9 protein-coding genes are annotated in these 11,234 nt (G+C 64.7%); 6 read left to right on the top strand and 3 right to left on the bottom strand.

Features of this window, described 5'->3' with window-relative positions; genetic code table 11:
* Positions 1-159: 159 nt before the first annotated feature.
* Positions 160-831 carry a TetR/AcrR family transcriptional regulator gene (locus ON44_RS39185; protein WP_040699838.1) on the bottom strand — a complete coding sequence of 224 codons (672 nt, stop codon included), beginning with the start codon at positions 829-831 and terminating at the stop codon, positions 160-162.
* 199 nt (positions 832-1,030) lie between these two features.
* Between ON44_RS39185 and ON44_RS39180 the strand changes: the two genes are divergently transcribed.
* Entirely contained in the window at positions 1,031-1,954 is a 924-nt protein-coding gene (locus ON44_RS39180; RefSeq protein ID WP_040699815.1) for a nuclear transport factor 2 family protein, read from the top strand.
* Between the two features lie 246 nt (positions 1,955-2,200).
* Here the strand turns inward: ON44_RS39180 and ON44_RS54445 are convergent, their stop codons facing one another.
* Positions 2,201-2,848: an integrase catalytic domain-containing protein gene (locus ON44_RS54445; protein ID WP_169338150.1), complete on the bottom strand. Its 648-nt coding sequence runs from the start codon at positions 2,846-2,848 to the stop codon at positions 2,201-2,203.
* A 387-nt stretch (positions 2,849-3,235) separates the two neighbouring features.
* Between ON44_RS54445 and ON44_RS53135 the strand changes: the two genes are divergently transcribed.
* Positions 3,236-3,709, top strand: coding sequence for an excalibur calcium-binding domain-containing protein (locus tag ON44_RS53135; RefSeq protein ID WP_083898421.1), 474 nt, complete (start codon positions 3,236-3,238; stop codon positions 3,707-3,709).
* 593 nt (positions 3,710-4,302) lie between these two features.
* Entirely contained in the window at positions 4,303-4,443 is a 141-nt protein-coding gene (locus tag ON44_RS51035) for a hypothetical protein (protein ID WP_157187532.1), read from the top strand.
* 66 nt (positions 4,444-4,509) lie between these two features.
* Here ON44_RS51035 and ON44_RS39170 read toward each other — a convergent pair whose 3' ends face one another.
* On the bottom strand, positions 4,510-5,184 hold the full coding sequence (locus ON44_RS39170) for an SDR family oxidoreductase (RefSeq protein WP_040699814.1): 675 nt from the start codon (positions 5,182-5,184) through the stop codon (positions 4,510-4,512).
* 216 nt (positions 5,185-5,400) lie between these two features.
* Between ON44_RS39170 and ON44_RS39165 the strand changes: the two genes are divergently transcribed.
* The 3 genes from ON44_RS39165 to ON44_RS39145 all read left to right on the top strand — a co-directional run bounded on the left by ON44_RS39165 (position 5,401) and on the right by ON44_RS39145 (position 11,154).
* Positions 5,401-6,054, top strand: a complete 654-nt coding sequence (locus tag ON44_RS39165) for a TetR/AcrR family transcriptional regulator (RefSeq protein ID WP_040699813.1) — start codon at positions 5,401-5,403, stop codon at positions 6,052-6,054.
* Positions 6,055-7,156: 1,102 nt separating this feature from the next.
* Entirely contained in the window at positions 7,157-7,381 is a 225-nt protein-coding gene (locus tag ON44_RS39155; protein WP_040699811.1) for a hypothetical protein, read from the top strand.
* A 596-nt stretch (positions 7,382-7,977) separates the two neighbouring features.
* A complete protein-coding gene (locus ON44_RS39145) occupies positions 7,978-11,154 on the top strand; it encodes a hypothetical protein (RefSeq protein ID WP_157187531.1) in 3,177 nt (1,058 codons plus the stop codon).
* The last annotated feature ends 80 nt before the right edge of the window (positions 11,155-11,234 follow it).

Raw genomic sequence — 11,234 nt, 5'->3', positions numbered from 1 at the left:
GCAGTGCTGAAAACCTCTTTCCGAAGACTGGTCGACTCGGACGGAGGCAACCGCGTCACGACCGGCGCAGGCATGCCCGAGATGTAGGCACGGATCACGCTGGAGGCGGACACGACCGTCCCAAAAGGCGTCTCCGGCCGACGACGCGGACGACCCCGCTCAGATCCTGTCTCCGCCGAGCCGGACCATGGCCCCATATACCTGTTCGGGGGTCATGGGAGGCTCTGGCAGCGGGTGCGTCTTGTCTGCACGGAAGGCGTCGAGCATGAGGTGGAGATGGCGTCGCCAGGCAGCGGGGGCGATACCCCGAGTGGCCTCGGTGATGCGACTGTGGGACCAAACGACGAAGGCCAGGTCCTGGGCGTTAACGTCCGCACGCATGCTTTCTTGCGCCTGCGCGCGGTGAACGATCTGTACACCGAGATCGTGGATACGACTCTGGACGCCTTCTATCCAGTTGGAGGCGGGCAGGCGCACGCACGCCAGGTCAGCGAAGCCACGGTCGTCGGCCTGGAGCTCGCACATCGTCTCAGCGAAGAGTTCGAAACCCTGCCACGCATCTGCCATGGCCACTGCACGTTCCGCCGCATCCAGCCAGATATGAAGCTTGTCGGCGAAGACCGCTTGGATCAGGTCCACGCGGGTGGGGAAGTGTCGGTAGAGCGTTCCGATGGCCACGTGGGCCTGCTTGGCGACCTGCTCCAACGGCGCGTTGAGCCCCTGCTCGGCGAACTGGGCCCCGGCCACCGCCAGCAGGGTGTCGCGGTTGCGCTGGGCGTCTCGCCGCAGTGGACGGTCCGCAGGCAAGGAAGCTTCGGGCGATATCGACATGCTTCCCACCATAGCAACCTGAGGCACCTCTCATGTTTTATGTTAGCCTCAAAGGCGAGGCACCCCTCGACTTTGGCTGGAGTAAATGAACGTTGCCTTGTGGATCTCGCATGCCAGCTCCCAGCAGGTGCCGGTTAATCCCGCCGAATCTCCTCTCAACTACCACCACCCGCATCTTCACAGACAAGGAGACTGTCTGATGACCATCACGTCCCGCCGAACGTTCCTCACCGCCGTCGCGGCGACTGCCACGGGCGGTGCCCTGGCGTATACATCCGCGGCGCCGGCCTCCGCCACGCCGTTCCGCCCGCAGCACGACTCCCCTGCCGACGACCTCCAGGTGATCGCCAACAAGGCACTGGTCGGCTACGTCTTCGACCAGCTGTTCAATCGCGGAAACCTGTCCGTCGTGGACCAGTATGTCCAGCCCGATCTCATCGAGCACGACCCGACGCGTACCAACGGAGCCGCCGCCCTCAAGGAGTTCGTGCAGAGCCAGCGTGCCGCCTACCCTGAGGCCAGCGTGATCATGCACCGGACGCTCGGGGAGGGAAACCTGGTGACCATCCACAGTCACTTCGTGCCCGTTCCCGGTACCAGTGGCAATGCCACCATCGACATCTTCCGGCTGGAACGCGGCAAGATCGTCGAACACTGGGACGTCATCCAAGACGTCCCCGCTACCACCGCCAGCGGCAACGACATGTTCTCGACCCTTAGCGCCCCGCTGTGGGAGCAGCCGGACCCGTGCGCCCCCACGGCCAAGAACAAGGAGATCGCGCTGGCCATGTTCACCGGGGTCTTCGTCGACCGCGATCTCACCGCCTTCGACCGTCACGTCGCTGATCCCTACTACCAGCACAGCCCGACGGCCCCGAACGGGATCGAATTCCCCAAGCAGCTCCTCGCCCAGGCATTCACCAGCCCCTACTTCAACGTCAGCATCAAGCGTGTGATCGCCGACGGCGACTACGTCGCGACCCACGCCCACTATCACTTCGCCGATGACCGCGGAATGGCGATTTGCGACCTCTACCGCGTACGCGAAGGAAAGGTCGTCGAACACTGGGACATCGTCCAGAACGTGCCCGCCACCTCCAGCAACGACAACGCGATGTTCTGACCCGACTGCGCGAGTGGCGGTCCCCCGACCGTGGAGAGCGGAGCCGGTCACGGCGATCACGCGCGACACAGTGGTGAAACGCCACGCGACTGGGTGCGGGTAGGGGTCACAGCCCCCTACCCGCCGGTCGTGAGTCGGCGGGAGGCGCGCCGGGCAGTCCGCATGGGCCTGGACAACGGCGTGTTCATCCGGAGCCCCTACGTCGGCAAGCGCGACCATGTGCCGTGCGATCCGTCCGCGGCCACCTCACTGGCCTCGGGCGCTTGCGAAAGTCGAACACGGCACGGGAGCAGTAGACCTTGGCACGTCTTCGAAGTTGAGCGGCACGTCGGCATGCCGGGTGACCAGTCCCCGATGAGGCGACCAAACGCCATTGGAGTCCGGGTTGATTCGATCCAGATTCAGTTGATGCCGCAGGCCACGGGGTGGTGGGTGCGGCTGCAGCGGGCAGCGTACTCGGCAGGGGTCAGATAGCCCAGCGCCGAATGCCGATGCCGCTTGTTGTGCTCGTCCTTGAAGTCGCCGATCACGACGCGGGCCTCGAGCAGGCTCGTCCAGTGGTCGCGGTTGAGGCACTCGCTGCGTAACCGCCGGTTGAATGATGAGATATGGCCGTTGTTCCACGGCGTGCCGGGCGGGATAATAGACGATCCCCACCCGGTCGGCGCAGAACTGTTGCAGCGCATGGGAAATCATTTCAGGACCGTTGTCCATACGCAGCACCTTCGGTGGCCCAGCGCGCGCGGTGAACACCTCCTGCAACTCGGCCACCAGCCGCTCGGCGGTGATCGAGCGCTCCACCAGGTGAAGCAGCGATTCACGGGTGTGCTCGTCGATCATCGACGCGATCTTCACCGCCCGCCCATCCGTGGTGGAGTCGAACTGAAAGTCCAACGCCCACACCGGAACCCATGCCCTTGATGTTTCGTGGCATAGGAACGCAGCCAGGCTCGCAAACCGGCATCCGGATCGGCGGGGGGCTGCGCGACCGGCAGCTGAACCGTCTGCAAGTGTTTGTGGTGGCCGGCCTGGGGCTGGCTGGCAGGGTGGTGCTGGTCCCGGGCGTGACTCGTGAACCGTCTGACTCTTCTTTTGGGGGTGTCATTCCCGGGAGTTGTCCGTTCGGTCTGGAGGCCGGCATCGACCCGGCCCACCACGATGGCTTGATCAGAAGCCTGCCCGACCGAAATCGGTTGTGGCTCCTTACAGATTTGCCTCGTAGTGATCTCCACCCGGGCCGACGCCGGTCACGACGTCCGCCCATCGACAGGAGACATCGCAATGTCCATCGTGGCAGATCACTACCGATTCGTCGTCGGTGTCGACACCCACGCCGCCACATACAGTTACGAGATCATCGAATGCCCCTCGGGGCGGGTCACCGATGAATCGAGGTTCCCGACCACCAGTGCCGGGCTCGAACGCGCGATCACCTGGTTGGCGCGCCGCACCGACGGTGACGTGGACGGTGTCCTGATCGCGGCCGAGGGCACCGGTTCCTACGGCGCGATCCTGGCCGATCGTCTCGAACGGATCGGCTACCGGGTCGTCGAGGCGCCGACTCCATCCGTCATCGACACCGTATCAGCCGCGACCGGCTCGGCAGGCCTGTCCCAGACCAGCTCGGCCAATGACGCATTCGCCGACTGCGACGACGCCCGCGCCGCCGGTCGGGCACCGCTGTTCCGCAGGGAACCGGGCTATCAGCCCTCCCTCGATCCCGACGGCGACGGCTTCGCCTGCCCCACGGTCTGATAGCCCTGAAACCAACACGCCCGGTGTGGCAGATCTTTGCCACACCGGGCGTTCTCGTTTCGGCTCAGCGGAAGAATCTGAGCCGCGCCAGCTCGATGACCACTGCGGAACCGAACCCATCGTGCGCAGTGGTGGCACACGATCTGATCCACACCCAGCAGCGCGAATCCCGCACCGATAACCGCGGTACCCACCAGCCCGGTCCTGGCCAATCTCTGGATGGATTGTTCGTCGTCGGCACCGTGTCAGCGAGCAACGAGCACTTGCGTGGCCGACCCCCGCGGATGACAAGGGCGGTCGAGAAAATCCATACAGGAACTACCAGTGCGGCGATACCGAATCGCTCGAGTACTGCCCGAGCAAGGCGGTATCGGTCAAACCAGCACCACGGTAGTGGCCGAGGTGAGGATGATCGGCACGATCTTCGATACCGGTCTCAGCCGCCCACCGAAACCGAGATCTGGCATCGGCGGCAGCCGCGTATCGGTCAACGAACAGTTTCCGGCGTGCGCCCCTCCATGACGAGACTCTAATGCCTTCCTCCACAACCACTCCCGACAGGCCGAACAAGTCATGTGGTCCCTCGGCGATCGATGCTGGGTCGACGTCGAGACGGAGTCGAGGATGTCGACGCCGACACAGCCTTCGCCTATATCCTCGACTTCCTGTCGTGGGCGATCGGCATATTGGGCTATCGCCGGCACCATGATCACACCGATACCGCACGCGGCTAGTGGATTGAGCGCAGTCCCGATGCCGGTGGCGGCCGGCAGGATCCAGAGGAAAACGTCACCTAACCGTCACTGCGGGACGACGTAGGGGTGTTCGGCTTCTTCCCGAGCGGTGTACAGATCCCAATACAGCTGGGCGATCGTGTCCGGCTGAGTCTCCGGGCCTCCGCTACCCATCCATACGGACAGCGGCACATGGGCGACATAGACACCCTTCTCCGCGAGTACCTGATTCAGGTTGAGCACCCAGTTCCGCAGAGCCGCACCGGCGGGACCCACATTGCCCATGATCGGCATCGGAACCGTCGATGAGGCGCCGGTGGTGAACAACAGGGTGCCCGAGCCACGTTCGATCATGGCGGGCAGAACCTGCTCGACGGCAGTGACGGCACCGTGGAGATAGAAATCGATCTGCGGCTGCAGATTCTCGACCGTCACCTCCAGCGGGCCTACCATCGTGATGCCTCGGACGGGATTATGCGGCGCCGGCGAGTACTCCAATACATCGACGTCGCCGTACACCTTTTTGATCCCGGCGAACGCTTCCACCAGGGACGCACGATCCATGAGGTCGGCGGCGAAACCTTGCGCCTCGATATCCAATCCGCCCAACTCGGCGGCCAGCTCATCGAGCTTCGCCTGGGTGCGGGCGATTAGCGCGACTCGGAACCCGTTGCGGCCAAAGGTTTTTGCGATCGACAAACCAAGTCCCGGACCGGCACCGACAATAGCGATGGTGGGCATTCTCGTGAGTCTCCTCTGCAAACAGTGCCAGGCTGGCTGCGCGGATCGACCTGACGATCGCCCGTGCTGATTCTCCAACGACGAGAATCGGCACGGCTTCCGAAATTCGCCAGCGAACTTCTTCAAGGCTCAAAACGGAGGGAACTCCTCCGTTCACTCGATCACTCTAGCACTCATCTGGAGGATCACCTCCGGTTAACACCCTATACTGGGGACATGTCAGTCGGTGAACCCAAAGCGCTACGTGCTGACGCCGAGCGCAATCGTCAGCGACTCATCGTGGCGGCGCGGGAAGTCTTCGCCGAACGCGGTCTCGACGTACCGATCGAGGACATCGCGCGCCACGCCGGAGTCGGCATCGCCACGCTGTATCGGCGTTTCCCCACCCGTGCCGATCTCATCGCGGGCGCTTTCGAGGCCAAGATGGCCGCTTACGCCGATGCGGTGATCGACGGACTGGCCGAGCCCGACCCGTGGATCGGTTTCTGCCGCTACCTCGAACGGGTGTGCGCGATGCAAGCCGAGGACCGCGCGTTCGCCAATGCCCTCACCATGACCTTTCCCCTGGCCAAACAGTTCGAAGCGCAGCGCGAACGGGCCTACTACGGCTTCGTCGAACTTTTAGACCGCGCCAAACAGGCCGGCAGGCTGCGTGCCGACTTCGTCCCAGAAGATCTGGTCATGCTGCTCATCGCCAACGCGGGCATGGTCACCTGCACCGCCGATGCCGCCCCGGAGGCGTGGCGTCGCCTGGTCGCCTACCTCATTCAGGCGTTCGCCGCGCCGGGCACCGGCCCGCTACCTCCCCCACCGACCCCTCGCGCAATGCATCGAGCCCTACTCCGCATCCAGCATCCGCGACCCAGATAGCAGGATCGGACTCCAAAACGATCCCGCCCCACCTCCGGGGGTGTCTGAAAGACGGTGTATCCGACCTCGGTCTGACTGGCCAAGCCTGATGGTTCGGCAGGTAAGGATCATCTGATTTCTTTAGCGCGGACTGCCCGCCGTCTGCGTTCTTCGGCGATACGCTGAGCATTGTCGTCGTCGCGGTGCTGCAAGCGGGCACCACCACGAGCGGGCGCCCCTGCCTGCCCATGCCCTACCACCCGCTGGATTCCGTGGACGCCCGAATCCGGGGGCAGGGTCCCCTGCCGGTGCAGGCCGTGTTGCGAATCGGGGTGAAAATCGCCGGCGTTCACGGCACCGGAGGTACTCGAGGGCGAGGTTCCCAACGGGGCCGCGGATGTCTGTGAGCTGGGTGCCACCCTGTTCTGCGCGTTGACCGGGCATGCCACCTTTCGAACGGCGCAGCAGGGAGAAGGTAGTGACCCAATTCTTACGGATCACCACCCAACCGACGCCGGATCTGCGCGACAGCGGCATCGCCGAGGACGTGTCCGCGGTGGTGGCATCAGCGATGAGCCGCACGAACGGTGGTCGGCGTCGAAGCTGGGGCAATCGATCCGGCAGGTACAGCGCCGCCTCGGTATCGCGGTCGACGAGATGGTGCTGCAGGCCGAACCGATCCCGGAACACCAAGACCGGAAGTCACCCCCACGAGGGTGGCGCCTGCCGTCGGCGGTGGCAGTGGCGGTTCGCGGCGGCGGCGCGGTGGAGTTATTTCGTTTCATACAACAGGCGTTCGGTTCTTCCGAGAACCGGAATTCGATCGATCTGACAACGCAATCGGCGTTCCAGAACCGATTGCTCGCGCTCGTCGAACACGGCCCGTATAGCGAGGCGCGTCTCGAGGCCGAGCAATTGTCGACGGGTTGACCGGCGGCGGTTCCAACGAGCTGGCCGACAACCGCTTGGCCCGGCTCGGGAAATATAAGGAGTTGCGAGCCAAACTACTTGCCCTGACTGCATCAGGGCGGCGACACCGGACAAGGTCAACAAGGGTGTCAAGGAGGTATTCGGTCAGACAGCGGCCGAACTCGTTGCCGCGCAGGCGTTCAAGGACGAACTGGTGGTGTCGAGCGACGCGCTGGTCGCGGTGAAGATCACCACCAGGTTCGACCGGTTGGAGTCGCCCGCGATCACCGTCATGCGCCAGGTGGCCGCTTTCCTGGTCGATTTCGCGGCCCGTCGGGTCGATCCGCTGACCGCCGAGCGGATCTGTGCGCTGCTGGATCGTGCCGTGCGGATCCCCAAGGGGTTCTTTCCCCGTAAAAAGGGGGCGATCCGCAGGTAGTAGGCAGCTCGGGAGTTGGATGCCGCGGCGGTTCGTCTAGCTGGGTTGACCACGGAGCAAACGGCGTTCCGGAAGGCCTGGAAGGTTTTGGTACAGCAGCGGGAGAGCCCGTCTTCGGATGTGACGAAACCCGCGCCGTACCCGAGTAGGTGTAAGTCGTTGCGGAGCAACGGGTTTCTCCCATGGCAGCCGCAGATCGGCGACCAGGGGACGGGCGGATCGTAGCAGGGTATACGCGGTGAGGATCAACCAGGTCCAGCGGTCGGCCGAGCCGGGGTCACATACCTGCGGGCAAGGTCCAGCCCAGTATCTGCTTCCACACGCGGAATGTGTGCGCGATATCGAAGCGCCGAACAAACATTCGCCGGCACCGATCGACGTCTTCGGTGCCGGCAGCGAATTCACGTAGTGCACTACGCGCGTGCACCCCCGTGGCCGACGGCTACCGTCCGAGATTCCATCCCCACGCTAACGGATCATGGATGCATTTGGCACCTTCACCCATCTCGGCTTGTACCTGATCGATAAGGACACAGGCGGACCGATAGTCCGCCATCCGGTGTTTGCAGAGGTCGTCGTCCGCTACGACCCGGGCGGTGAGCAGTCCGAGGAACGCGACGACGACGCCCCACCAGACCCACCGCGACCGCACCATCACCGAAACCGTCCAGGCCGGGCTGCGCGAAATGCAGCACGGCTCCAATTTCATGGGCGGGGTGGCCTCGTCCGCGGGCGGCAGCGGCAGCGGCAATATCGGGGTGGTCGGCCTCGGCGCGGCGGTCGGCAACGCCTGGAGTATGGGTGGTTCCACCGCGACCAGCGACGGCAGCCGCGACCTGACCGCGCAGAACGTGCAGCTGCTCAGCGATAGCTTCAGCCAGGCCAGTTCCGCCGCGCGCGAGCTCAATTCGACGGTCGTCATCCAGGCACGCCAGGAGGAGAAGGAGGCCATCCAAACACGCACCTTCTCCAACTACAACCACGCGCACACGCTGACCATCCTGTATTACGAGGTGCTGCGGCACTATCGGGTGTCGGTGCAATTCGTCCGCCGCCGCCCCGCCGTGCTGGTGAAGTACCCCGCACCCGTCGTCTCCTTCGACCTGGCCGAACTACTGCGCAGACGCGCGATCCTGGAACCGGTCCTGCTCGACCCCAGCCTCGCATCCGGTTTCGCGGCCCTGGCGAAACAGGATCAGGTGGCGAAGAACCAGGCGCTGCACGGTGTCCCGGCTGGTTCACTGGACAAGCCGGTCCCGCAGTTCTGGGAGGGCGATCTACGCTTCGCGCTGTTCGAATTCGGCGTCAAGACCTCCGATGGCCTGCGCGACAAGACCGACGAGACTGTCATGATCAATCTTATTGTGGTGGATGGCAATTCGACCATCTCCCGGCCGCTGCTCGTGGAGTGGGAGAAGGGTTCGGAGACCGACAATGCCGATGTCGGTGAACGTTTCAACGATACGGCGATGGGCTGGTTCATCGCTAAGCCGAAAGCCCCGGTCGGGCCGATCGCCTGGCGTGATCTGGTCGGTTTCGAGTTCGTCCTGCACGACGATGACGAGTGGCGCATGGACCGCCTGGCCATCCGCGGCTTCCACGCCGGTGGTGCGATATCCCTGCTCGACGATACCGATGTGGACTACTACTTCCCGCTCAACGGCGCGTCCAACACCGTTACTTTCATCCGCAAGCCCGGCCCGCGCCCTGCGGACCTCCCGCCGATCTGGTCGCCCGCGAAATCGCTGACGCCCGAGGAATATCAGGCCGCCGAGCGCCTCATCGACCACGTCAACAGCAACAATGCTTACTATAACCGGGCGATTATGCTGGCCACCAGGACCGCTGATATCAGCGTCGCCTTCGAGACACTGTCCTGGGCCGACGGTAAGGTGCTGGCCGATGTCGCGACTCCGACCCCGCTCGAGGTGTTCGGCAATCACGTCGCCTATCCGCTCACCGGCGTCGGGGTGACGGTGACCGATCCACCACCGGAAGCGCAGACCGAGCGGCTGATCACCATGCCCACCCGCGGCGTGTTCGCCGAGGGCAAGCTGGGCCACTGCAATGTCGCCGAGGAGATCGATAACACCCGCTTCTGGAAGTGGGAGGAGCATCCCATTCCGATCCAGGCGCCCGAGATCGCGCCCACCACGCCGACCACCCCTAATCCGACGCCGACCAACCCAACGCCGACACCGTTCCCGCAGTCGCTGGTCAACGTCGTATCTCCCAGTCCCGCACCGGATCCCGTGGGTCTGGCCGCGGCGCTGCAATTGCTCGGCACGCCCGATCTCTTCCGCGATATGTCCGGCCGCGCCGAGGTGACCGATCTGCTGAAGAAGCTGTCGGACAACACGATCTCGATCGCCGAGGCCGCCAACCGGGCCCGTGAGATCCAAGCCAAATACGGCAGCGGCGCAAGCGCGGGCGGCGGCGGTACCGGCTCGGCGATTCCGTCCAAGGGACTGGGCTCGGGCCGCACCACGCCCAGCGATCGTTCCTCCACCACGAACCAGGATCTGCAGGACCTGCAGCACGTGCTCGGCAACGCGCAGGCCAAGAATCTGATCTCACCCGAGGACGCGAAGACGGCCTACACCAAGGCCTTGCAGGGCGCGTACGATCCCGAGTTCGTCCAGGTCGGCACCCAGCGGCCAGGCGGGACGACCGTCGCGGTCACCCCGGCCACCGATGCCCAGCTCGCGCAGGCCGCCGCGGTGGAGTTCTTCAACGCAACCGACGTCGACAACTACTTCCTCGACGTGACCGGCAAGACGTTCGCGGGCTGGTTCGGCTCGACGCTCGCCGGGCGCGGTAGCTGGGGACCGCTGTCGATGTCGGTGGACACCGACACCCTGGCCCGCTTCGCCCAGACCTGGAACGCGTTCCCGCCCATTCTGGGCACCGATCGCGGCGCGGGCCTGCCCGGCATCTCGCTACCCGAGTTCGCCACGCTGATGGCGAAGTTCCTGCACGAGACCGGTGGGCGGCTGCAGTTCCGCGGCGCGGAGTCGGTGGGCGGCTACGGGCATCCCGGATTGTCGTACGCGTTCGACTCGTTCGTCATCCAGCGGCCCGGGGAGAATCCGTTCACCAAGGGTTCCTACAACACCCTCGGCGGCAATCACACCGCCTTCGCCTGCTTCCACGAACCGATCTATCTGGCAGCGTTCGGCGCGCTCGCGCCGAACGCGCAGGCGGTGCGTGATCGCACCGAATGGAAGGGCACGACCTGGCCCGCCGGGGTGCCGACCAGCTTGGACAGCTCGACGGCGTTTCTGCAGGAGGCGGACTTCTACAAGTTCCGCGGGCGCGGCGCGATCCAATCCACCGGCCGCGTGGCGTATGTGCCGATCGTGCAGTTCGTGCGGGGATACACCGGCGACGACACGCACATCACGAGCGTCAAGCAGCGGTGGCAGACCCTGGCGACGTCCCTCGCCGCCCAGGGCGTCAACCTGACCAGCGACGACGACTTCGCCACCGCGTCCAGCAATGCCGATTGGGACGAACTCTTCGCCTCGGTCACCATCCAGGCTGTCGCGATCCGCGGGCACAACAACATCCCGGGCAAGCACTACCTGCCGATGTCGAGCAGCCCTGCCGTGTTACGCGGAACCGCCCGCGGCTCAGCGTATTTCGTGGCCATCGCGATCGCGGGCAACAACCCTTCCTACGGCAACGACGTCCGCAACCGCATGCTGGAGTTCATCGGGACACTGTGGCGCACGCCGATGCCGCCGCTAGGCGGTGGGACGATCGAACTGTAGGTCACCAGCGCGGGTTTCCCCGCGCCGGGACGTTCACGAAACTCGGTGCCTGCCAGTCCAACTGGAGATACACGAGCCGC

This window comes from Nocardia vinacea NBRC 16497 (assembly GCF_000308835.1).
Taxonomy (GTDB): domain Bacteria; phylum Actinomycetota; class Actinomycetes; order Mycobacteriales; family Mycobacteriaceae; genus Nocardia; species Nocardia vinacea.
This window is presented reverse-complemented; position numbering and strand designations above follow the sequence as displayed.

Bases quoted from the DNA above. Each gene is read 5' to 3' on its own strand.
- ON44_RS53135 (WP_083898421.1), top strand. From the start codon at position 3,236: ATGTCCATCGTGGCAGATCACTACCGATTCGTCGTCGGTGTCGACACC.
- ON44_RS39170 (WP_040699814.1), bottom strand. From the start codon at position 5,184: ATGCCCACCATCGCTATTGTCGGTGCCGGTCCGGGACTTGGTTTGTCG.
- ON44_RS39185 (WP_040699838.1), bottom strand. From the start codon at position 831: ATGTCGATATCGCCCGAAGCTTCCTTGCCTGCGGACCGTCCACTGCGG.
- ON44_RS51035 (WP_157187532.1), top strand. From the start codon at position 4,303: ATGCTGGGTCGACGTCGAGACGGAGTCGAGGATGTCGACGCCGACACA.
- ON44_RS39180 (WP_040699815.1), top strand. From the start codon at position 1,031: ATGACCATCACGTCCCGCCGAACGTTCCTCACCGCCGTCGCGGCGACT.
- ON44_RS39165 (WP_040699813.1), top strand. From the start codon at position 5,401: ATGTCAGTCGGTGAACCCAAAGCGCTACGTGCTGACGCCGAGCGCAAT.